Here is a 21,724-nt window from a genome sequence, read left to right as displayed (position 1 = left end):
AAGCTTGTGAACCGGTGAGCTGAGGCGATGGGACACGACCTCTAACTGGATCGGGTGCTGCTAGCTGGCTTCTAGGCAAGCCCAGCGATCCGGGCGGACGGAGAGCCGGCCCAGCCTTCGTCTGTGCGCCACACTGCGGCGATGCCGTGATGTTCCAGGAGTCGGGTATACACGTCGCCGATGGGTTCGGAGAACAGGGCCATCTTGTGGGGCTGTGCGTCTTCGGGGTAGAGACAGAAGGCGTAGGTGGCCAGCTGTCCCAGGGCCTCACGTACAGCACCCGTAGCGTTGCCACGGCGAATGAACTTGGCTTCAGCGAGCCAATGAGCTCCGTTGGCAATAACAACCATGTCTCGGGGGTGGACGTTCGTACCCACCTCGATACCTCGATTGCGCAGGAACGTGCCGTACTGATGTACGAGGGTTTCGTGGCTGCGGCTCTTGCGTAGCCGCCGTGCCGTAACAACCTGGACGTACTCTTCGTCGCTCTTGGGAGCGAAGTGCAGCAGGATTTCGCTCGACTTGACGGGTGACTGTTCGACTACGGTGACGATGGTGTCTCGCGTGGTTTGACGAACTTCCTCGCGCACTGCCAAGGCCTCTTGATAGAGAGTGATCATACGGCTGAGGTCGGCGCGCAACGTCTGCTCGTCAGGCAGCGCGGCAATCTCGTAAGTGATGGCCAGGAGGTTGCCGGCCTCGTAGGAGCGGGGCAACCCTGATCGGCCGCCGAGATCGATCACCGTGTCCAGGCCCGTCCGGACTTCTACTGGGAGGGCTTCTCTGATGGCTTCGGCTTGTGCAGCCAGCTTTTTGCGCGCTTCGCGGGCGCCTAGAGCTTTGGTGATCTCTGTGACGCCTTGGTTGAGGCTGAGTGCGTATGTCTTCCTATCCTCGGCGAGGAGGTAGACGAGATACATGCCGCGGGTAGCGCTGGTTGTCTCGTCGGGGTCAAAGAACGACACCCATGGGCAGACTGCGGCGTTGCCCCTGCCCGGGCTGCCTTCAACGAGGTAGCCGGCTGGGACCAAGTGCCCGATCTCATCCGGCGCTCCTCGAAGTAGCTGAGCCGCGTCGGTGCTTGTGCTGGCGTCAGTGCCTACCCCGAAGGTGGTACCGACCGTGTAGAGGAAGTTGCCGAGCTCCATAGCGGGGATGCTACGTGCGGCCACTGACAACAGCCCATAGTCCCTTCGCTGTACGGGCATTGGCGCTTGTCGATACGTACCGGAGCGGTTGCAGTACAGCAGCGATGTACAGCAACCATGCCGACCGGCATCACCCGTCGATGATCCTCGCAGCCCTCCTGACCAGCCCAGCAGACCTCAGCGACCACCCTGCTCGTAGTTCGCATCGAGTGGCTGCGTCGACCACCAGGACGACGCGGTCACGCGAACGGCGACAAGCCCTTGCTCTCGAGGTGAGCGAGCAACGAATCAAGGCACGCGTCGGCCGTACTCAGGTCCGCACGGAAGAACGAGTCCTCGCCAAGCGGCCCACCACTGACGATGACCATCCATGCCTTCCTGTGCTCGGCCATGCGATCACCGTCGACCTTGAACACGGTCGTGATCCCTCGCTCGGCCAGCCACGCCATCAGCTCAAGCATGTCCACCAGCACCACCCCTCCAAGGAGATCATTCCCCAGCGGGAGTCTCGGGCCGTCTCCGGGCCGTGCGAGGGCGCGCAAGGGCGACCAACGCTGACAACCGTCGACGGACCAACCACAGGTCACAGCGTTGATCGCTTACAGGACCGCAGGTCAGGAAAACGCCCCATCACTTCTTCGACGTGTGACAGACGGACCCTCGCGGGTCCCTCGATACCGACAGGCCCCTCGGCACTCTCCCTCCGGAGAGCGGCCGGGGGGCCTTCGTCGTGTCCGGCCCTCCCGTGCCTAGGGGGTGTGCCGGAACCGGTTGCGGTACTCCGTCGGCGTCGTGTTGAGCTTGCGCCGGAAGGCGCGGATGAGGGTGTCGACCGTGTTGAAGCCGCAGGCGGTCGCCACCCGTTCCAGGGTGTGGTCCGTGGACTCCAGCCGGTTGCGGGCCGCCTCCACACGGGCCGCCTCGACGTACGACGCGGGGGTCGTCCCGAGTTCCGTCTTGAACAGCCGGGTCAGCTGGCGCTCGCCGACATGGGCGTGGGCGGCGAGATCGGCGACCGTGAGCGGTGCGGTGATGTTCTGCGTGACATGGCGGCGCAGCTCGTCCATGCGCCGGGTGGTCGATACGGGCTCGATCGGGACGCTGAACTGGCTCTGACCGCTCGGTCGCTTCAGGTACATCACGAGCTGCCGGGCGACGCGCAGCGCGACGGCCTCGCCGAAGTCCTCGGCGACGAGGGCGAGGGAGAGGTCCAGACAGGCGGTGATGCCCGCGCCGGTCCACACCGTGCCGTCGCGGATGAAGATGGGGTCGGGATCGACCTCGACCGAGGGATGGTCGGCGGCGAGCTGCTGCGCGGTCGACCAGTGGGTGGTGGCGCGCTTGCCGTCGAGCAGTCCGGCGGCGGCGAGCAGGTGCGCGCCCACGCAGACGGACGCGACCCGCCGGGCCCGGCCGGCGAGGGTCTTCACCCAGCGGACCAGGCCGGGATCGGTGAGGGCGCGGGCCCGGCGCTGATCGTCGATCTCCACCGAGCCGGGGACCAGCAGGGTGTCGATGCTGCGTGCCGCGGCGTCCGCGAAGGTGAGGTCGGGCAGGACGCGCACACCGGCCGCGGTCGTGACGGGATCCAGGGTCTCGGCGGCCAGCACGACGTGGTAGCCGGTCGCGTCGTCCGTCTCGCGGCGCAGTGCCGCGAACACCTCGGGCGGCCCGGTGACGTCGAGCAGGTCGACGCCCTCGAAGAGGAGGACGGCGATGAACCGGTCGACGCCGCTCATCCGTCCCCCGTCCCCTCCGCGTGGATGTCTGCATCTGCAAGTTACATGACATTGCCGCCACGCGGGGCCGCCCATAGCGTTGCGGGCATGGCTACGACAACTCTGCGTGAACTCAACGGCTTCGATCAGACCCCGGCATCCCTCGCGGACTCGACGCTGATCCTGATCGACTACCAGAACACCTACACCCAGGGTGTGATGGAGCTGGAGGGCTGGCAGGCCGCGCTGGACGCCGGCGCCGAACTGCTGGCCCGGGCCCGTGCCGCGGGCGCGACGGTCATCCACGTCATCAACGACGGCGGCGCGGGTACGCCGTACGACATCCGCGCCGAGATCGGCCGGATCCACCCGAAGGTCGCGCCCGTCGAGGGCGAGGCCGTGGTCGTGAAGCAGGTACCGGACGCGTTCCTCGGCACCGACCTGGCCGACCGGGTGGACGCCGCCGGGCGCAAGGACGTGATCATCGCCGGCTTCATGACCCACATGTGCGTCGCCTGCACCGCGCAGGGCGCCTTCCTGCGTGGCAACCGGCCCACCGTGGTCGCCGACGCGAGCGCGACCCGGCCGCTGCGGACCGCCGTCGCCGAGGTCTCCGCCGAGCAGGTCCACCACAGCGCGCTCGCGACGATCGAGGACCTGTACGGCGTCGTCGTACCGTCGGCGGCCGCGCTGGGCTAGGACCGGCCGGGGCGTTCCGGATTCGTGTGCAACCTTTCCCGCTTCCCAGCCTTCCTATTGTCGGGGGATCATCCCTCCTGACTCTGTCGGACGAGAGAGGTTGAACGGGGATGACGGAACAGGACGGCTGGGAGCGCGAGTTCGATCACGCCTGGGCGAATTCGGCCGAGCACAAGGAGCCCTCCGCCCGGGCCCGGATGCTCGCCGCCCGTTGGAGGGAGAACCCACCGGATCCGGCACCGTTCCGCGCCGACCCGGCCCCGGTGGCGCGGCGCCGGTCGTCCTGGGCGTCGACGGCCGTGGTGATCGGCTGCGTGGCCGTGGTGATGATCCTGATCGGCTATGTGCAGATGCGCTCCTCTTAGCAGGGCGGAGGCTTTGCGCTCCTGGGGCCGATCGCGACCTCCTCATGGCAGTCGGCAGGTGCACACTGGACACGGGACGAGTGCCTGACTGCGGGGTGATGCAAGATGCAGAGCCGCTTCCGGAGCGATCGGCGGCTGACCGTGCGCATGGGTCTCACGCTGTTCCTGCTCGGGTTGCTGTACGTGGGATTCGTCGCCGCGCTGATCGTGCTGCTGAAGTCCTGGCTGCTGGTCGTCGTCCTGATCGGGGCGATGTTCGTGGCGCAGTTCTGGTTCTCCGACCGGATCGCCATGTTCGCGATGCGCGGACGGGTGGTGGAGCGGGAGCAGTATCCCGAGCTGCACGCGGTGGTCGACCGGCTGTGCGCGATCGCGGACATGCCCAAGCCGGTGGTCGCCGTGTCCGAGCTGGACATGCCGAACGCGTTCGCGACCGGCCGCAGTCCCGACCATGCCGTGGTCTGTGTGACCACGGGGCTGCTGCGGCGGCTGGAGCCGGCCGAGCTGGAGGGCGTGCTCGCGCACGAGCTGTCGCATGTGGCACACAAGGACGTCGCCGTGATCACCATCGCGTCGTTCCTCGGGGTGATCGCGGGGCTGATCGTGCGGTTCGCCTTCTACTCGCAGCTCTTCGGCGGGGGCCGCAGGGACCAGAACACCGCCGCCGTCTTCGCCGCCGTGCTGGGCGTCTCGGCGGCCGTGTACGCGATCAGCTTCCTGCTGATCCGGGCGCTGTCCCGGTACCGGGAGCTGGCGGCCGACCGTGCCGCCGCGCAGCTGACCGGCCGGCCCTCGGCGCTGGCGTCGGCGCTCACCAAGGTCTCCGGGGACATCGCGCGGATCCCGACCAAGGACCTGCGCACGGCCCAGGCGTTCAACGCGTTCTACTTCAGCCCGGCGACCGGCAAGGAGCCCGGCATCGAGCGGTTCTTCTCCACCCACCCGACCCTGGAGCAGCGGCTGGACCAGCTGGGCCGGATCTCCGCGGAGCTGGGTGAGGCCGCCACTCCCGGGCGGCGGCCCGGGGAACGCTGAAGAAGGACACGACACTGCGGAAGGCGGGCTGAGCGTTGGGGCTGCTGGACATCCTGCTGGGGCGCACGAAACCGGTCGCACCCGATCTCGACCAGCTGTTCGCGCTGCCCTCGGCGGCCGTCACCCTGCAGGCGGCGGCCGGTTTCACGCCGACCGGATGCGGGGCGGTGTGCTTCGCCACGGTGGAGGGCGCGGCCTTCGAACAGACCCACCGGGAGGTCCAGGCGCTGCTCGACGCGGACGCCGACCGCACCGGCCCGCCGGTGGAGCTGCGGCAGGACGGCTACGGCTACTCCTGGCTGGTGTCCCGGCGGACCCCCGACCAGCTGCCGCAACTGGTCAACGACCTGCACGCGGTGAACAGCTCGCTGGAGGCCGACGGCTTCGGCCCCCAACTGCTGTGCTCGTTCGCCGGGTTCACGGACGACGCCGGCCGGCGGCTGGCGCTCGTCTACCTCTACAAGCGCGGCACCTTCTACCCGTTCGCTCCGCTGCCCGGTGCCGCCGAGCGGCGGGACAACGCGCTGGAACTGCGGGTGAAGGCGGCGCTCGGGAACGATCTGCGGATCGAGCAGGAGCTGAGCCGCTGGTTCCCGGTGTGGGGCGCCCCCGGCCTGTGACCGGGGACGTTCTGGCTCACCCGCTCTTCTCCCGCCCCTGGCGCCGGACCTCGAGGGGGTGCTCACGCCGGTAGCGGCGCTCCCACCGGGCCTGCCGCTCCCGGCGCTCACGGTAGGCCCGGTAGCTGTCGGGGACGGCACCCGCACCGGCGGGCGGGAGTGGCGCGGCGGGCGAACCGCGGCCGTGCGTCGCGCACAGACAGAGCAGCGCGACGGCGGCGAGCCACCAGAGATGGTTTCCGAATCCGAGAAGCACCAGGACGACGGTCCCGGTAGCGACGATGCCCCGCATATCGGACCTCCGTGAGGTGAGTGCGGCAAGGGGCGGTGGGGTGAGTGACGGGGGGGTGTCGCTTTCGCGACGTTCGTTCAGCGTAGGGAGGCCACTCCCACGGCCGCATCCCGTTTTCGGGCACGGGGTCGGCGATTCGAGCAGGCGGTGGCGGTGCTCGACGCCCATGCACCGGCCCGCGACCCGCTGGTTGCGGTCGGCTTCAGCAGGAGCGGCCGGACGGTCGCCGATCTCGTACGGCGATACGGGCGCCGGGTGGCGGCCGTGCGGCTGTGCGCGCCCGCCGTCTCCGCCCACAAGGCCTGGGACGTGCCCTTCGGTGACGGCCGGGGCCGGTTCAGCGCCATCATCCGTACGCCGGACAGCTGGCGCGGCTCCCCCGCCCTGGAGGTTTCGGGGCGTACGAGGGCCGGGCGGTGCCGGCGGTTCCGGGCACCGACGCGGTCATCCCGCCGGCCGTCATCCCGCCGGCCGTCATCCCGCCGGCCGTCACACAGGCCCCGCAGGACGCGCTGGCCGTCATACAGGCCCCGCAGGACGCGCTGTGGGCCCGCGCCGGGTACACCCGGCTCGAACTCCCCGCTGCCGGGCACCGGTTGGGCCTGTGCTTCCGTGGCCATGCGGTGGACCGGCGGGAGTTCGCGGCCTCCCGGCTGAGGCAGCCGGCCCCACACGGACCCCTGCCACCCGTACCCGCCCGGTCGGTCTCCCGGCCGGGCGTCGCGGCGAGCGGCCAGTCGGCCATCCCGCCGTACCGCAGGGGCGGCAGGCCGGGTGCCCTGACATCGGTCGCGGGGCACCCGGCGCCGGTCTCACCGGCTGTAGCGCATGAACGCCCGCACCATGTGGCACGTCGTGTCGGACGGCGGGCGCATCCCGATGTCCTCCGCCGTGCTGCGGATCGTCTCGTCCCGGGCCTGGCCCGGCAGGTAGATCCCGGAGTCGAGCAGGGCTATGGCGAGGCGCATGGCCTTCAGGCGCCGGTTGTGCGTGACGTACCACTCGCGCGGCCGCCCGGCCGGCAGCGGTCGCTTCGCCACGGGCTCGTAGGGCGAGTCGAACAGCACGGAACGCGTGGCGGTGGACTGGGTCGGCAACGGCTTCGTCTTCAGGGCGGCAGCGGGCACAGGCATCCTCCTGTCGCGGTCAGAACACCACCGGGAGAGTCCGGCGATGCCCTCGAACACTGCTTCTATTCTACGGCCCACCACTGACAAACGTCCCTGGCCACGAGGGCTTTCGGGGCCCCAGTGACGCAGGTGGAAGACGGTTTTCGCGTACCGTGTGCCGCATGGAAATCTGGATCAACCCGGCCTGCTCCAAGTGCCGTAGCGCCATCAGCCTGCTCGATGCCGAGGGGGCCGAGTACACCGTCCGCCGGTATCTGGAGGACGTGCCCAGCGAGGACGAGATCAGGGCCGTTCTCGAGCGGCTGGGCCTCGAACCGTGGGACATCACCCGCACCCAGGAGGCGGCCGCCAAGGACCTGGGCCTGACGGAGTGGCCGCGGGACGAGGGCGCGCGGGACCGGTGGATCACCGCGCTCGCCGAGCACCCCAAGCTGATCCAGCGCCCGATCATCACCGCCGACGACGGAACGGCCCTGGTGGCCCGCACCGAGGAGGCGGTGCGGGAGGCCCTCACCCACAGCAGGAGCTGAGAAGCCCCAACTCCACTGTGACGCAGGTTACTTCGATAACTCCTGTAACCGCTGAGCAGCCCCGTTCGGTATCTCGTACATAGCGGCGTACGCTCCCCTACCTCTTCAGGAGGCGCGCATGTCGCGTAAGCGAACTCTCGGCACGAAGAAGAAGGTCGCGCTGCTCGTCAGTGCCGCGGCGGTGGCGGGCGGCGGGGCCTTCGCACTGGCCAGCACGTCGAACGCCGCGCAGAGCCCGCAGAACGCGAAGACGCTGTCCGCCGCGGACTCGACCGCCTGTCAGGGGCTGGCCACCGCCCTCGGCAACAACGAGAAGTTCATCGAGGGCCAGAAGGCGAACCCGGACGGGCAGTCGGCGGCCCGGATCGCCAACCGCCAGGCGGTCATCGAGCAGATCAAGGTCCAGCAGAAGGCGTCCGGTTGCACCGTTGGGGAGTCGGCTCAGGACTCCCAGGCGGCGCAGGGCGACGCGGGCCAGCAGGGCGCGGGCCAGCAGGGCGCGGGCCAGGAGGGCGCGGGCCAGCAGGGCGACGCCCACGGAGGTGACCAGCAGGCCGGCGGCGCCCAGCAGAGCGCCCAGCCGGGGCAGACCGGGGACGCGGGCGACAACGCCGGTGACGCCGCCGGTGACGCCGCCGCGGCCTCCGGCCAGCAGGTCTGCAAGGGCTCCACGGTGACGCTCTCCGGCGAGGGCGGTGCACCGGCCGCGTCCAGCAACCAGTTCCCGGCGGGGACGACCCTGAAGGTCACCAACCTGGACAACAACAAGTCCACGACGGTGAAGGTCGCCTCGGTCTCCGGCAGCTGCGTCCTGCTCAACAACGCGGCCTTCGAACAGGTCCGCGAGCCCGGCAAGTTCCTCATCCGCCGTGCGGTGATCGAGAAGGTGGGGTGAGGCTCAGGAACCGGACAGGAAATCGATGAGGTGGCGGGTCAGGGCGGGCGGTGCCCCCTGCGGCAGCGCGTGATGTGAGACGTCCGGCAGTACGGCGGTCTCCACGCGCGGCAGCAGCGCGCCGGCCCGGTTCGCCACCATGGCGGGGTCATGGGTCCTGCTGTTCGCGGCCACGAGCAGCAGGACCGGCACCCGCAGGGCGCGCAGCGCGTCCGGTGCCGGGCGCGGACCGGTCACCGGCCGCGCGGCCGGGAAGCCGGCGGCGGCCTCCTGGAGGTGCAGCCAGTCGGGCTCCAGGGCCTCCCCCGCTCCCGTCGCCCGAGCGGGAGGAACCCCCACCCCGGTCTCCCAGGCGAGGAACGCGCGGACGCGGCGGGGCGTGGGGCGCAGCAGCATCGGCAGGGCGCGGAGCAGGTACGCCGCCTTGAACCCGGCGAAGCACTGGGTCGGGTCCAGGAGGAACAGGCGGCGCACCCGGGCGGGATGGCGCAGGGCGTGGTGCAGGGCGATCCAGGCGCCGTAGGAGTGCCCGCCGATGTCGGCCGCGCCGACGCCGAGACCGTCCAGGACGGCGTCCAGCCAGTCGGCCAGGTCGGCGACCGTGCGAGGGTGACGGTCGCCGGCCCGCGCGCTCAGGCCGGGGGCGCCGGTCAGGTCGACGGCGTAGACGCGGCGGAGGCGGGAGAGGCCGGCGGCCTGGGCGTACCAGGAGGCGGAGGTGGCTCCGCCGCCGCCGGGAAGCAGGAGCAGCGGGGGCGCGTCACGCGGACCGCAGGCGTTGACGTGGGTCTCGCCGAAGGGCGTGGGCACGGTGCGGGCCTCCCGGTCGTCCGGCCACTTCGCCATGACCCTGTCGTACGCGGCCCGGAACGTGTCGCGGTCGTATCCGGTCATGGCCCCGCCCCCCTATCATCTCGTTCAGCAAGATATTCGCTGAGCGAGATAGTAGCCCGGAGGGCCCTCATGTCCACCCCGTCCGACCCCGTCTCGGCGCCCGAACTGGAGATCGTCCATCTGCTGCGCGCCGCCACCGTCGAACTCAGCCTGCACAGCGCCCGGTTCGCCGGGCGCCACGGCATGCACCCGACGGACGTACGCGCCCTGATCGCGCTGATGGACGCCCGCCGGGCGGGTGAGGAGATGAGCGCCGGGCGGCTCGGGGCCGCCCTCGGCCTCAATTCGGCGGGTACGACCGCGCTCCTCGACCGGCTGGAGCGGGCCGGGCAGGTGCGCCGGGTGCGCGGCGCCCGGGACCGGCGGAAGGTCGTCGTGGAGGTGGAGGACCGCGCCGTGGAACTCGGCTGGGCGTTCTTCGGCCCGCTGATCGAACGCTCGGTGGAGCTGCTGCGCGGTTACGACGACCACCAGCGGACCGCGATCCGGGACTTCCTGCACGGGGTACGGGAGGCCGCGGCCGGGGCGGAGTGAGCCCGCCATACCCCGCCCGGCGTGCCCTCACAAGGTGAGCCGCGCAGCAGAAACACCAGGTAACACGGGGTTCACATCCGAGCAATGGACGGGAAACCGCCTGTTGACAGGCTGCCCGGCAGATCGAGCGGCGCCCCAGTGCCGCAGCGCCGCAGCACCTCCGAGTGCGCCCGACCCACCCCCAAAGGATGTGGCCCCGTGACCTTCAAGGCTGAGTACATCTGGATCGACGGCACCGCGCCGACGGCCAAGCTGCGTTCCAAGACGAAGATCATCACGGGTGCCCCGGCCGGTCTCGAGTCGCTGCCGATCTGGGGCTTCGACGGCTCCTCCACCAACCAGGCCGAGGGGCACTCCTCGGACTGCGTCCTCAAGCCGGTCTTCACCTGTCCGGACCCGATCCGCGGCGGCGACGACGTCCTGGTGCTGTGCGAGGTCCTGGACACGGACATGACCCCGCACCCGTCCAACACGCGGGCCGAACTGGCCGGGGTCGCCGAGAAGTTCGCGGCGCAGGAGCCGATCTTCGGCATCGAGCAGGAGTACACCTTCTTCGACGGCTCCCGCCCGCTGGGCTTCCCCGAGGGCGGCTTCCCGGCCCCGCAGGGCGGCTACTACTGCGGTGTCGGCGCCGACGAGATCTTCGGCCGCGAGATCGTCGAGGCCCACCTGGACAACTGCCTGAAGGCGGGCCTCGGCGTCTCCGGCATCAACGCCGAGGTCATGCCGGGCCAGTGGGAGTTCCAGGTCGGCCCGCTCGCCCCGCTGGAAGCCTCCGACCAGCTGTGGGTGGCCCGCTGGCTGCTGTACCGCACCGCCGAGGACTTCGGCATCTCCGCGACCCTCGACCCGAAGCCGGTCAAGGGCGACTGGAACGGCGCGGGCGCGCACACCAACTTCTCCACCAAGGCCATGCGTGAGGGCTACGACGCGATCATCACCGCGTGCGAGTCGCTCGGCGAGGGCTCCAAGCCGCTGGACCACGTGAAGAACTACGGCGCCGGCATCGACGAGCGTCTGACGGGTCTGCACGAGACCGCCCCCTGGGACAAGTTCTCCTACGGCGTCTCCGACCGCGGCGCCTCCGTCCGCATCCCGTGGCAGGTCGAGAAGGACGGCAAGGGCTACATCGAGGACCGCCGTCCGAACGCCAACGTCGACCCGTACGTGGTGACCCGCCTGCTGGTGGACACCTGCTGCTCCGCGCTGGAGAAGGCCGGCCAGGTCTGACCCGGCTCCGCGAAGGGGGCGCCCGCCGTAACGGCGGGCGCCCCCTTCCGCATGCGAGCCGCCGCGGCGGGCGCCGGCCCGCGCGAAGGTGACGGCCCGCGCGGCCTGTCCGTATGCCGAGACGGGCTTTCGGACACACGAGTGGTGGAGGATCGGCTGACCAGGGCCGTATGGCCTCCCTCGGTCATACGCAGCGTCAACTTCATGCCAAGGAAGCGTCCAGGAAGTGAGAGGAGAGTCCGGTCCGGCGCCCTCGTCTGCTTCAATGGGCCCATGGCCAGCTTCCAGAAGCACACCGCGACGGGTCGCCATGACCTCGAGCCCTTCTGGCCTTCCCGTCAGCAGCACGACTTCGACCGGGTGTGTTGCCGCGCGATGAACGCGCGGGCCCTCTAAAGCCGTACACCCCGGCCTTCGGCCAGCGCGAAACGACGTACGTCTCCTCGGCGCGCCCGACCACACGAATCGCGGCCGTCGCTCCTCCCGACGAACTCCTCGCGCGAAAGAGCTGACCTCTCATGGCGACCACTCGTTCCCTCTCCACCGCCCTCTCCACCGCCCCGACCACCCCCGTCCCGAACGGCACCCGGCACCGGCTGCGCGCCGTCGACCGGGACGAGGACTGGGGTCTCCCCCGCTCGAACGCGGTGGAGAGCCTGGGGAGGGACGTCGTGGACTTCCTGCCCCCGGGCGCCACCTGGCTGCCCGCGCCGCAGCACACCCTGCCCACCCTGCCCGGTCGGCCGCCGATGGTCGGCTACCTGGTGCTGGTCCCGGCCGACCAGCGACCGCCGTTCCTGCCGGTCGCGGTGCCGGACCCGACGGAGGCCACGGAGACCGAGCCGCAGGCGGGCGCCGACCCGCTGGTGCGGATCGACCCCGTGCGGCGCACCGCCGGCGTCGACGGCCGTGAACTCGACCTCACCTACCTGGAGTTCGAGCTGCTCGCGCACCTGGTGGCGCACCCGCACCGGGTACACACCCGCGACCAGCTGGTCACCACGGTGTGGGGCTACGGCCACGTCGGCGACGGCCGCACCGTCGACGTGCACATCGCCAGGCTGCGCCGCAAGCTGGGCGCCCAGCATCGCCAGACGATCCAGACCGTGCGCCGGGTCGGCTACAAGTACACCCCGCCGACCGGGCGCTGAGCCACTCTGCCCTCGGCAGATTCCCGTACCGATGCGCGCCCCGACCGGGCACGATCACCGGCATGAGACTTCTTGTGCTGGGTGGTACGGAGTTCGTGGGGCGGGCCGTCGTGGAGGCCGCGCTGGGCCGCGGCTGGGAGGTCACCGTCTTCCATCGGGGCCGGCACCGACCTCCCGCCGGAGTACGGTCGTTGCACGGCGACCGCACCGCTCCCGACGGCCTCACCGCCCTCGCCGCCGACGACGGCACCTGGGACGCCGTCGTCGACACCTGGTCGGCGGCGCCGCGCGCGGTACTGGACGCGGCACGGCTGCTGCGGGGCCGCGCCGGACGGTACGTGTACATCTCCAGCCGGTCCGTGTACGCCTGGCCCTCCCCTCCCGGAGCCACGGAGGACACTTCGCTGGTCGAGGGTGCCGCGGCCGACGCCGGGGCGACCGATTACCCGCGGGACAAGCGGGGCGGCGAGCTGGCCGCCGTGGAGACCTTCGGCGCGCAGGACTCGCTGCTGGTCCGGGCCGGGCTGATCCTCGGTCCGTACGAGAACGTCGGCCGGCTGCCCTGGTGGCTGACCCGGATCGCCCGGGGCGGCCCGGTCCTGGCCCCCGGGCCCCGGGACCTGCCGCTCCAGTACATCGACGTGCGGGATCTCGCCGACTGGGTCGTGGGCGCGGTGGAGAAGGAGCTGAGCGGGCCGTACAACCTGGTGAGCCCGCCGGGCCACGCCACCATGGACGACCTGCTCCGAGCGTGTGTCCGGGCCACCGGCGCGGACACCGAGCTGCGCTGGACCGACCCGGAGATGATCCTGGACGCCGGGATCGAACCATGGACCCAGTTGCCGGTGTGGGTGCCGCCGGTCGGCGAGATGTACGACGCCGTGCACCGCGCGAACGTGTCCCGGGCCGTGGGCACCGGGCTGGTGTGCCGGCCGGTCGGCGAGACCGTCGCCGGCACCTGGCGGTGGCTGACGGAGATCGGCGGAGTCGCGCCACAGCGGCCCGACCGCACGGTGAAGGGCCTTGATCCGGAGGTGGAGGCGCGGGTGCTGGCCGAGGCGGGGGGTGTACCTGACACCACCCCCCGAGAGGGGGCCTCGGACGACTGACGCGTGCGTGACCGTCCGTGAGGCTGACGGCATGAACACCGACACGAAGAGAGACACCTTCCGCACCATGGCCAGGGAGGCGCTGCTGGCCGCGGTGCAGGGGCTGGTGCTGGCCCTCGTGGTGCTGCCCTGCGGTGTGGCGTTTCTCGTACTGACCCTCGTCTCCGTCGCGCTGATCCCGCTCGGCATCGGACTCGTCACGACTCCGGCGATCCTGACCGGCGTGCGGGCGCAACTCGTGGTGACGGAACGGGCCATCGCCAAGCACACCTCCAACATCTTCACCAAACTGGGCCTGGAGGTGTCGGAAGACGACAACCGGCGCGTTCTGGCGGTGCTCGCCCATCTCGACCGAGACTGCTGATTTCCGCTAACTTCCGCTGCTCAGGCGGTTGTTGCGGTCGTCGTGACGCGATGAACCCGTGATGAATTCGTGAGGCCGCTGAACACCTCCGAGGCGGCGTCCGTATGGAAGGACGCCGCTTCACTCCTGTCGGGCGCCTCGATGCTGCCCCGCAAGGAAGTCAGAGGAGTTCCATGGGACGCAACACACGAAAACGCCGTACGCCGCTGGCCAACAAGGCCATAGCCGCATCGGCGGCCCTAGCGCTCGGTGGGGGCGGGCTGATCTGGGCGAACTTCTACGCCTCGGCGCACGAGTCGAACCACCAGACGTGGGGAGGCAGCCAGACGAAGGCCGCGACGGCTCAAGTCGCGACGATCTCCTGCCCGGACGTCGGCCAGAAGCTGACGAACGTGCCGTACACGGCCCGCCGGGGCGTGGTGACGGAGCTGGCGAACCTCGACAAGCAGATCACCGAGGCCTACGCCCGGCTCGCCTCCACCCGGCAGGCGCAGACGAACGACGCGAGCTTCGTGCAGAACGCGATCGTCGGGCCGCTGAAGGAGAAGCGGGCCGCGACTATCGACCGGATCCGCATCGACATCCAGCGCGTCGGCGGCGCCTTCGACAACGCGCTGAAGCAGCTCGCCGCCTGCACCACGCAGACCGCCAACCAGACCACCGCCGGCGGCCAGCAGCAGGGCGACGGCCAGCAGCAGAACGGCCAGCAGCAGAACGGCGGACAGCAGCAGAACGGCCAGCAGCAGAACGGCGGGCAGCAGCAGAACGGCCAGCAGCAGAACATCGGCGGCCAGGCCGGCAACGGCCCGGTGGCGGCGGACTTCGTCGACATCACGAAGGTCGCACCGAACGTCCAGGGCAAGCCGGCCAGGACCGGCAACGCCTCGACGGGTTCGTTCACCACCCGCTGCGGTGTGAACGCGAACAAGAACTTCAACACCGACAACGTGATCGTGGCACCCGGCGTGACCAACGGCGCCCACCACCTGCACGACTACGTCGGCAACCAGAAGATCAACGCGTTCGCCAGCAACAACACGTTCCTGCAGAGCGGCACCAGCTGCCAGAACAGGAACGACGTGTCGTCGTACTACTGGCCGGTGGTCCGCGTCCAGGACGGTACCCAGGACTTCGACCAGAACAAGGACGGCGGCGGCAAGGAAGGCAACGTCGGCAAGATCCTGACCCCGGTGCAGGCCCAGATCAGGTACGTGGGCAGCCCGGCGAGCAAGGTCGTAGCGATGCCGCAGTTCCTGCGCATCATCACCGGTGACGCCAAGACCACCACCAACGGTCTGGCGAACGCCAACGCGCACTGGAGCTGCACCGGCTTCGAGAACAAGGTCCAGCTGACGACGCAGTACCCGATCTGCCCGCAGGGCAGCAAGGTGGTGCGGACGTTCGCCTTCCAGAGCTGCTGGGACGGGCAGAACATCGACAGCGCCAACCACCGCACGCACGTCGCGTTCGCCGATCCCGCGAGCGGCGCCTGCGGGAACGGCTTCAAGGCGATCCCGCAGCTGACGATGCGCCTGGTGTACAACATCACCCCGCCGACCATCCAGAACGGCCAGGTGAAGAACGCCTACGCGGTGGACGGTTTCCCCGAGCAGCTGCACAAGGCGGCCACGGACCACGACGACTTCATCAGCGTCACGAGGAACGGTCTGGCCAACAAGATCGCCAACTGCATCAACCGCGGTCAGAACTGCTCCTGACCCCCGCAGGGGCGCATGACAGAAGGCCGGTGACGGATCCCCCTCCCGTCACCGGCCTTCGCCGTGCCCGCCGAGCGCGTCAGCCGCTGTGCGCGTGGTGGTCGACGCCGGTCTCCACCTCGCCGCCGAGCGTGCCGCGCAGCGCCTCGACCACCCCGTCGTCGCCGACGGCCACCCACTTGCGGCCGACGAGGTAGTGACCGCCGTAGTCCTTCGCGTCGTTGATCCACTCGCGCTGGCCGCGGTCGGTGGCGAAGGTGGCGAGGATGAACCTGCCGTCACCGTTCCTGCAGATGGCCTGGCGGATCTCGTCGGCGTCGGTCTGCATGTTCGGCTTGCACTTCACCTCGGCCGCCAGGCTCTCCAGGCTGCCGGTCGCGGTGGGCGGCACCGCCTTGGTGTCCCCACCCGAGCTGCAGCCCGCCAGCGCCAGTACGGCCGCGGCGCCGAGCAGCAGTCCTGTCAACCTCATGTGTTCCTCCGGTCCGGTGGGCCAAGCATGCCGCGTGGAGCCCCGGCGCGGGACCCCCGTCCCACGGATACGGCTCCCGCGGTCGGTGCGCTCAAATCCGCTGACCGGACACGCACGTGTATGCGAGGGTGACCCGGTGAACCGAGACTGGGAAGATCGCGTGGCCGCCGTCTGGGCCTCCTTCGACGACTATCCGGAAGAACGCGCGCACGAGTTCCGCGCGCTGATCGACGCCCTCGTCGCCGAACTGCCGGACGACAGCCCGCTGGGCCCCTTCGAGCAGGCCTGCGCCTGGGACTCGACCGGGCACTCGGACAAGGCGGCGCCGCTGTACCGGGAGGCGCTCGCGCGCGGACTCGGCGACGTGAGCCGGTACAAGGGCCGGCGGGCCAAGATCCAGCTGTCGAGTTCGCTCCGGAACATCGGGCAGGCCGAGGAGGGCGTGAAGCTGCTCACCCCTGAACTCGAAGCCCCTTCCGACGAGTTGGACGACGCGGTACGGGCATGCCTCGCGCTGTGCCTGTCCAGCCTCGGCCGCGACCGTGAGGGTCTGTCCCTCGTCCTCGGCGCCCTGGCTCCCCATCTGCCGCGCTACCAGCGGTCGATGGCCAACTACGCGCGCGCTCTGGTCGAACCGGAGTCATGAACCACTCATCCGGCGGTGACCTCCCACCGATTCGCTCGTTCTCCCGGACGTGCAGTCACAGGATGTAGCCCAGCGTCACGCACCCGCCGCCACCGGACCGGTCGACGTCGAGCAGGCCGAGGCCTCGCTCGTCGAGCACTACCCACGGCTGGTCCGGATCGCCTACCTGGTACTGCCGCCGGACCTCGGCCGACGCCGCCGGGTTCTGACCGCACACGCCCTCGCCCAGCGCGCCCTGCCGAGGGGCCGCAAGCAGCCGTCCGTACTCCCGGCCCAGGCCTCGGCCCGGGAGGACGACCCCGGTTACGCCTATCTGCGCGAGCGCGTCCTGCGTACCGCCCTGAAGGCGGCCCGTCCCCGCACGGGCCTGCCCCGGCCCTCCCGGCTGCCGCCGCTGCTGCCCCAGGTCTGGGGACTGCGCCTGTTCCCGCACTCGGGCGGCGCCGACGAACTGTCCCTGGACCAGCGGCTGTCGACCCTGTCCGGCCCGGCCCGTGCCGCGTATGTGCTGCGCGGCCTGGAGAAGCTGCCCGACGCCGATGTCCGCACGATCCTGGAGGCCGCCGGTGTCGACGACGCGGGCGGCGCGCTGGCCGCCGCGAACGGCGTGCCCGCGCAGCCCGCGCTGCTCTTCTCCCCCGAGTTCGACCCCTGCTCGCTGCAGGCCCGGCCCACGGACCTGGTGCGGCGCCGCCGGCACACCAAGGCCGCCCTCGCCGCGGCCGCCGCGCTCGCGGTGTGCGGGGCGCTGGTCGCCCTGCCGGGCGGCGGCTGGGGCCCCGACGGTGCCGCCGCGCCCCCCTACGCCGAGAACCCGGCCGCCGAGGCCGCCCTCGACCCCGGCGAACTGACCCGCGTCCCCGCCTCCGCCTGGGAGTCCGCCGCGCGCACCGACTTCTCCGTGTGGCCCGCGCGCGGCCCGCTCACCGGTGACCGGGCCCTCCTGCGCCGCGTCCTGGCGGTCTGGGCCCGCCCCGGTGGAACGGTCCGCGTCTCGGCGACCCCCGGCACCCAGACCGGCGGCCCGGCCGGACCGCCCCAGCTGCTGTACGCGGGCGAGGTCGACAACGCCCGGGTGGTGATCCTCTACGACAGCCTGCGCATCGCCCGTTACGCCGAGCCGAAGAACGGCACCCGGGGCGCGGCCCTCGACTTCGCCCGCGTCGACGGTGCGACCGGTGCCGAGGCGAGCGCGCTGGTGCTGAACCGCTCCGACCGCAACGTCCGCTACCTGGTCGCCCCCTGGGTCAGGAAGGTGGCCGCACGGGACGTGATGAAGCCGGACTCGGTGGCGACGCCGCTGACCCTCACCGACGGCATCACCGCACCGCTGGCCAGCCCCGCGCTGCGGCCCGGGGCCTGCACCTCGTGGACCGTGCTCCAGCTGGCCGACGCCTCCGGCAGCCGGCTCTCCACCGACCTCGGCGAGCTGGTCCCGGTCCACCTCACCGTCGGCCATCCCGGCTCGATGGACGAGGCGTCCGGCGCACAGGGGCTGCGGGCGTGGGCGCCGTTCGCCTGCTCGCTGGCGGCCGGGCGCACGGCGGGCATCCGCAGCGTCAACGCCTGGGCCTACGCCCAGCAGCCACTGCCCGACGGCAGCGGGGTGGCCGACTGGGTGTGCACCCGGGCCGAGACCTGGCGCGGCGGGGGTACGACCGCGCTGGCCCTGTTCCGCACACCGGGCGGACGGGCGGGGACGGTCGTCGCCAAGGGCACGGACGTGCCGGCGTGCGGGCCGCGGGATCCCCATGTGCTGGCCGGGGTGCTGTGGAAGTCCGGCGCCGGGAACTGGTACCTGCTGGCGGCCGGCAGCAGGGAGACGACGTCGATCCGGGCGACGGGTGGGCTCACCGCTTCCGGGCAGGGGCCGTTGCTGGCGGCTCGGGCCGAGAAGGGGGCTCGGGCCGATCTGATGGGCACCTTGGCGGACGGACGGAACATCAGCGGCTTGCGCTGAGTTGACCGCCTTGCGATGGAGACCGCTTTGTTGACACCGCTGTAAACAAGCTCCGCCACAGGGGTTCTCAGGCTCCTTACCCGCCAGTACATTGACGCCATGTCTCACACGCAGGCCCGGCCGGTGGAGTCCGAGCGCATCCCGCTCAAGGCCCGCAACGTGTCCTTCTCATGGGAGGACACGCCGCTGCACTGGGTGCCGGGCGACCCGTTCACCACGCACACCATCAACGTGCTGCACCTGCTGCTGCCCGCCGGCGAGCGGTGGTTCGTGCACGTGTACAAGCAGGCGCTGCCCCTGATCCGGGACGACCGGCTGCGCGAGGACGTCATCGGGTTCATCGGGCAGGAGGCCATGCACTCCCAGGCCCATGACGAGGTCCTGCCGCACCTGCGCGAGCTGGGTCTCGACCCGACGCCGTACACCGCCCAAGTCGACTGGTTCTTCGAGAAGCTGCTCGGCGACCGCACCCTGCCGCCCGGCAAGGCCCGCCGCTGGTGGCTGCTGGAACGGGTGGCCCTCATCGCGGCCATCGAGCACTACACCGCCTTCCTCGGCGACTGGGTGCTCAACGCGGCCGAGCTGGACCGGCGGGGCGCCGACCCGACCATGCTGGACCTGCTGCGCTGGCACGGCGCCGAGGAGGTCGAGCACCGCTCGGTCGCCTTCGACCTGTTCCTGCATGTCGACGGCAGCTACCGGCGCCGGGTGCGCACCTGGGCCGCCGCCTTCTCCGCGCTGGTGTTCCTGTGGCAGCGGGGGGTCCGCTTCTTCATGGAGAACGACCCGACGCTGGTCGACGGCAAGGCGTCCTTCAAGGACTTCCACCAGCGCGGCCGGCAGGGCACGCTGCCCGCCACCGGGGACATGCTGAAGTCCGTCCCCCGCTACCTCAGCCGCGCCTACCACCCCTCCCACGAGTGCTCCACCGCCCAGGCCGTGGCCTACCTGGCCTCCTCCCCCGCCGCGCTCGCCGCGGAAAAGGCGGTGGCGTGATGCCGAAGCTGCGGACCGCCGCCCTCGTCGCGGGCGCCGCCCTGCTGACCCGGCAGGCCCTGCGCCGCCGTGTCCAGGCCTCCCCGCTGTGGCCGATGCCCGCCCTGGAACAGCCGGTCTCCGGCCGGCCGCGTTCGCGGTCCCCGCGGCTGCGGCTCACCTCCCACGAGACGATCGCCGACGGGGTCGTACGACTCCGTCTGGAGGGCGGCGGTCTGCCGAGCTGGGAGCCCGGAGCCCATCTCGATCTCGTCCTGCCCTCCGGACTCGTGCGGCAGTACTCCCTGTGCGGGGACCTCGAGGACACCTCCTCCTACACGGTGGCCGCACGGCTGGCCGAGGACGGCCGGGGCGGCTCCCGCGAAGTGCACGAGCGGCTCACCGAGGGCATGGAGCTGGAGGTGTGCGGGCCGAGGAACCGTTTCCCCCTCGTCGAGGCGCCCTCGTACGTCTTCGTCGCCGGCGGCATCGGCATCACGCCGATCCTCCCCATGCTGCGGGCCCTGCCGGACGGCACCGACTGGCGGCTGCTGTACGGCGGGCGGACGCGGGCCTCGATGCCGTTCCTGGAGGAGGTGGGCAAACTCGCCGGGACGGGGGCCCCCGCTCGAGCGGAGTCGGGAGCCTCGGGGAGGCTGACGCTGGTCGCCGAGGACGAGGACGGACGTCCGGACCTGGACGCGCTGTTCGCCGACGTACCGAAGGGGACGGCCGTCTACTGCTGCGGACCCGAGGGCCTGATGACAGCGGTCGAGGCACGCCTGCCCGAGGGCGCCACGCTGCACCTCGAGCGGTTCGCACCCCGCACGTCGTCCGATGAGAACGTGCCGTTCGAAGTGGAACTGCGGCGCAGTGGACGCACGTTGACGGTGCCCGCCGACTCCACCCTGCTGGCCGCCGTGCGCCGCGAGCTGCCGAACACCGCCTACTCCTGTGAGCAGGGGTTCTGCGGGACCTGCCAACAGCGCGTGCTGGAGGGCGAGGTCGATCACCGGGACGAGCTGCTGACGGACGCGGAACGATCCGGCTCCCTGCTGATCTGCGTATCGCGGGCCGGGAGCGATCGTTTGGTGCTCGACATGTGAACACCGACGGCCGGATCTGATCGGTAAGGTGTTCGCATGAGTATCGGGGTTCGCCGCAGGATGGGCGTCGAGGAGCGGCGGCAGCAGCTGATCGGCGTCGCCCTCGAACTGTTCAGCAGGCGCTCGCCCGACGAGGTCTCCATCGATGAGATAGCGTCGGCGGCGGGCATCTCGCGCCCGCTGGTCTACCACTATTTCCCCGGCAAACTCAGCCTGTACGAAGCCGCGTTGAAGCGCGCCGCGGAGGATCTCGCGGGGCGCTTCGCCGAGCCGCACGACGGTCCGCTCGGCGCCCGGCTGCTGCGCGTGATGCGCCGCTTCTTCGACTTCGTGGACGAGCACGGCCCCGGTTTCTCGGCGCTGATGCGCGGCGGCCCGGCGGTCTCCGCGGACGGCGTCCACTCGAAGGACCACATATCGGCCACCAACGCGCTCATCGACTCCGTACGGCAGGCCGCGTACGACCAGATGCTGTCGCACCTGGGTGTGGCCGACGCGTCCGCGCGTCTGGAGCTGGTCGTCCGCTCGTGGATCTCGCTGGCCGAGTCCACGGCGCTGATCTGGCTGGACGGCCGGCGCATCCCGCGGGCCGAGCTGGAGATCCAGCTCGTGCGCGACTTCGCCGCGCTGGCCGCCGTCAGCGCCGCCCACGACGAGGAGATAGCGGCCCTGCTGCGTACGATGATCAAGGACGAGCCGGCCGACGGCCCCTTCGCGGAGCTGGCCGGCCGGCTCATGTCCCTCGCGTCCTGAACGAGGCCTAGCGGTCGAACTTCCGGTACGACGGGTCGAGGTCGCGGATCTCGGTGGAGGCGTGCAGGGTGAACGCCGCGTCCGCCACGTGCTCGCGCAGCAGTTCCAGCGCGGTCTCCGTCAGCTTCGCCTTCGTCTCGTCGCCGCGTCCGGCGAGGAGCCCGATCGTCACGTGCACGATGGCGTGCCCGCGCGCCCCGGGATCCTCATACCCGAACACCGTGTGCGCGCTCGGCCGGAACTGCGTCTTGCAGGCCTCCGGCTTCGCCGCCGCGATCTCCACGGTCGCCTCGTGCAGCGCCCGGGCGAAGCCCTCGCGGTCGAAGGCGCTCTCCAGGACGTCGGAGTAGTCGATGGTGATCTGCGGCATGCGCACTCCT

24 protein-coding genes and 1 pseudogene are annotated in these 21,724 nt (G+C 70.9%); 17 read left to right on the top strand and 8 right to left on the bottom strand.

Annotated elements, in window-relative coordinates; genetic code table 11:
* Positions 1-71: 71 nt before the first annotated feature.
* The 3 genes from ABZ079_RS05225 to ABZ079_RS05215 form a co-directional block, all read right to left on the bottom strand.
* The gene (locus ABZ079_RS05225) at positions 72-1,148 is read right to left on the bottom strand and encodes a DUF3578 domain-containing protein (protein ID WP_356938034.1); all 1,077 of its coding nucleotides are present in this window, start codon (positions 1,146-1,148) and stop codon (positions 72-74) included.
* A gap of 239 nt (positions 1,149-1,387) precedes the next feature.
* The gene (locus tag ABZ079_RS05220) at positions 1,388-1,624 is read right to left on the bottom strand and encodes a hypothetical protein (protein WP_356938033.1); all 237 of its coding nucleotides are present in this window, start codon (positions 1,622-1,624) and stop codon (positions 1,388-1,390) included.
* Between the two features lie 273 nt (positions 1,625-1,897).
* Complete coding sequence (locus ABZ079_RS05215; RefSeq protein WP_356938032.1) at positions 1,898-2,887, bottom strand: DJ-1/PfpI family protein; 990 nt, start codon at positions 2,885-2,887, stop codon at positions 1,898-1,900.
* Between the two features lie 87 nt (positions 2,888-2,974).
* Between ABZ079_RS05215 and ABZ079_RS05210 the strand changes: the two genes are divergently transcribed.
* The 4 genes from ABZ079_RS05210 to ABZ079_RS05195 all read left to right on the top strand — a co-directional run bounded on the left by ABZ079_RS05210 (position 2,975) and on the right by ABZ079_RS05195 (position 5,585).
* Positions 2,975-3,565, top strand: coding sequence for an isochorismatase family protein (locus ABZ079_RS05210; RefSeq protein ID WP_356938031.1), 591 nt, complete (start codon positions 2,975-2,977; stop codon positions 3,563-3,565).
* A 110-nt stretch (positions 3,566-3,675) separates the two neighbouring features.
* Positions 3,676-3,930, top strand: coding sequence for a hypothetical protein (locus tag ABZ079_RS05205; protein ID WP_356938030.1), 255 nt, complete (start codon positions 3,676-3,678; stop codon positions 3,928-3,930).
* Between the two features lie 105 nt (positions 3,931-4,035).
* Complete coding sequence (gene htpX, locus ABZ079_RS05200; protein ID WP_356938029.1) at positions 4,036-4,965, top strand: zinc metalloprotease HtpX; 930 nt, start codon at positions 4,036-4,038, stop codon at positions 4,963-4,965.
* Between the two features lie 35 nt (positions 4,966-5,000).
* Positions 5,001-5,585, top strand: coding sequence for a hypothetical protein (locus ABZ079_RS05195; protein WP_356938028.1), 585 nt, complete (start codon positions 5,001-5,003; stop codon positions 5,583-5,585).
* A gap of 16 nt (positions 5,586-5,601) precedes the next feature.
* Here the strand turns inward: ABZ079_RS05195 and ABZ079_RS05190 are convergent, their stop codons facing one another.
* The gene (locus ABZ079_RS05190) at positions 5,602-5,877 is read right to left on the bottom strand and encodes a hypothetical protein (protein WP_356938027.1); all 276 of its coding nucleotides are present in this window, start codon (positions 5,875-5,877) and stop codon (positions 5,602-5,604) included.
* A gap of 812 nt (positions 5,878-6,689) precedes the next feature.
* Positions 6,690-7,004 (bottom strand): hypothetical protein, encoded by a 315-nt coding sequence (locus ABZ079_RS05185; RefSeq protein ID WP_356938026.1) that lies wholly within the window; start codon positions 7,002-7,004, stop codon positions 6,690-6,692.
* Between the two features lie 164 nt (positions 7,005-7,168).
* Here ABZ079_RS05185 and ABZ079_RS05180 point away from each other — a divergent pair, with 164 nt between their 5' ends.
* Together ABZ079_RS05180 and ABZ079_RS05175 are read left to right on the top strand one after the other, a co-directional pair.
* On the top strand, positions 7,169-7,537 hold the full coding sequence (locus ABZ079_RS05180) for an arsenate reductase family protein (RefSeq protein WP_356938025.1): 369 nt from the start codon (positions 7,169-7,171) through the stop codon (positions 7,535-7,537).
* Positions 7,538-7,655: 118 nt separating this feature from the next.
* Entirely contained in the window at positions 7,656-8,432 is a 777-nt protein-coding gene (locus ABZ079_RS05175; protein WP_356938024.1) for a hypothetical protein, read from the top strand.
* A gap of 3 nt (positions 8,433-8,435) precedes the next feature.
* Here ABZ079_RS05175 and ABZ079_RS05170 read toward each other — a convergent pair whose 3' ends face one another.
* Complete coding sequence (locus ABZ079_RS05170; protein WP_356938023.1) at positions 8,436-9,326, bottom strand: alpha/beta hydrolase; 891 nt, start codon at positions 9,324-9,326, stop codon at positions 8,436-8,438.
* A 69-nt stretch (positions 9,327-9,395) separates the two neighbouring features.
* Here ABZ079_RS05170 and ABZ079_RS05165 point away from each other — a divergent pair, with 69 nt between their 5' ends.
* The 6 genes and pseudogenes from ABZ079_RS05165 to ABZ079_RS05140 all read left to right on the top strand — a co-directional run bounded on the left by ABZ079_RS05165 (position 9,396) and on the right by ABZ079_RS05140 (position 15,432).
* The gene (locus tag ABZ079_RS05165) at positions 9,396-9,860 is read left to right on the top strand and encodes a MarR family transcriptional regulator (protein WP_356938022.1); all 465 of its coding nucleotides are present in this window, start codon (positions 9,396-9,398) and stop codon (positions 9,858-9,860) included.
* A gap of 198 nt (positions 9,861-10,058) precedes the next feature.
* The gene (gene glnII, locus ABZ079_RS05160; RefSeq protein WP_356938021.1) at positions 10,059-11,090 is read left to right on the top strand and encodes a glutamine synthetase; all 1,032 of its coding nucleotides are present in this window, start codon (positions 10,059-10,061) and stop codon (positions 11,088-11,090) included.
* Positions 11,091-11,608: 518 nt separating this feature from the next.
* Positions 11,609-12,241 carry a winged helix-turn-helix domain-containing protein gene (locus tag ABZ079_RS05155; RefSeq protein ID WP_356938020.1) on the top strand — a complete coding sequence of 211 codons (633 nt, stop codon included), beginning with the start codon at positions 11,609-11,611 and terminating at the stop codon, positions 12,239-12,241.
* Positions 12,242-12,303: 62 nt separating this feature from the next.
* Positions 12,304-13,350 carry an NAD-dependent epimerase/dehydratase family protein gene (locus tag ABZ079_RS05150; protein WP_356938019.1) on the top strand — a complete coding sequence of 349 codons (1,047 nt, stop codon included), beginning with the start codon at positions 12,304-12,306 and terminating at the stop codon, positions 13,348-13,350.
* Between the two features lie 232 nt (positions 13,351-13,582).
* Positions 13,583-13,714 (top strand): annotated as a pseudogene (locus ABZ079_RS05145) (DNA-binding response regulator); the annotation flags it as partial.
* A 173-nt stretch (positions 13,715-13,887) separates the two neighbouring features.
* Complete coding sequence (locus ABZ079_RS05140) at positions 13,888-15,432, top strand: DUF1996 domain-containing protein (protein WP_356938018.1); 1,545 nt, start codon at positions 13,888-13,890, stop codon at positions 15,430-15,432.
* A gap of 79 nt (positions 15,433-15,511) precedes the next feature.
* On the opposite strand, the gene ABZ079_RS05135 is transcribed toward ABZ079_RS05140, so the two are convergent.
* Complete coding sequence (locus ABZ079_RS05135) at positions 15,512-15,904, bottom strand: hypothetical protein (RefSeq protein WP_356938017.1); 393 nt, start codon at positions 15,902-15,904, stop codon at positions 15,512-15,514.
* 136 nt (positions 15,905-16,040) lie between these two features.
* Here ABZ079_RS05135 and ABZ079_RS05130 point away from each other — a divergent pair, with 136 nt between their 5' ends.
* From ABZ079_RS05130 to ABZ079_RS05110, 5 genes are all read left to right on the top strand, one after another.
* A complete protein-coding gene (locus ABZ079_RS05130) occupies positions 16,041-16,550 on the top strand; it encodes a tetratricopeptide repeat protein (RefSeq protein WP_356938016.1) in 510 nt (169 codons plus the stop codon).
* Positions 16,551-16,599: 49 nt separating this feature from the next.
* Entirely contained in the window at positions 16,600-18,510 is a 1,911-nt protein-coding gene (locus tag ABZ079_RS05125) for a hypothetical protein (RefSeq protein WP_356938015.1), read from the top strand.
* A gap of 99 nt (positions 18,511-18,609) precedes the next feature.
* Positions 18,610-19,506, top strand: coding sequence for a metal-dependent hydrolase (locus ABZ079_RS05120; protein ID WP_356938014.1), 897 nt, complete (start codon positions 18,610-18,612; stop codon positions 19,504-19,506).
* Positions 19,506-20,591: a PDR/VanB family oxidoreductase gene (locus ABZ079_RS05115; protein WP_356938013.1), complete on the top strand. Its 1,086-nt coding sequence runs from the start codon at positions 19,506-19,508 to the stop codon at positions 20,589-20,591. Before ABZ079_RS05120 ends, ABZ079_RS05115 begins: the two co-directional genes overlap by 1 nt.
* Positions 20,592-20,651: 60 nt before the next feature.
* Entirely contained in the window at positions 20,652-21,344 is a 693-nt protein-coding gene (locus tag ABZ079_RS05110; protein ID WP_356938127.1) for a TetR/AcrR family transcriptional regulator, read from the top strand.
* 7 nt (positions 21,345-21,351) lie between these two features.
* Here the strand turns inward: ABZ079_RS05110 and ABZ079_RS05105 are convergent, their stop codons facing one another.
* Entirely contained in the window at positions 21,352-21,714 is a 363-nt protein-coding gene (locus tag ABZ079_RS05105) for an isomerase (RefSeq protein ID WP_356938012.1), read from the bottom strand.
* Positions 21,715-21,724: the final 10 nt, after the last annotated feature.

This window comes from Streptomyces sp. NPDC006314 (assembly GCF_040613075.1).
Lineage (GTDB): Bacteria > Actinomycetota > Actinomycetes > Streptomycetales > Streptomycetaceae > Streptomyces.
Note: the sequence above shows the minus strand (reverse complement) of the source record. Positions and strands in the feature narration are given on the sequence as shown.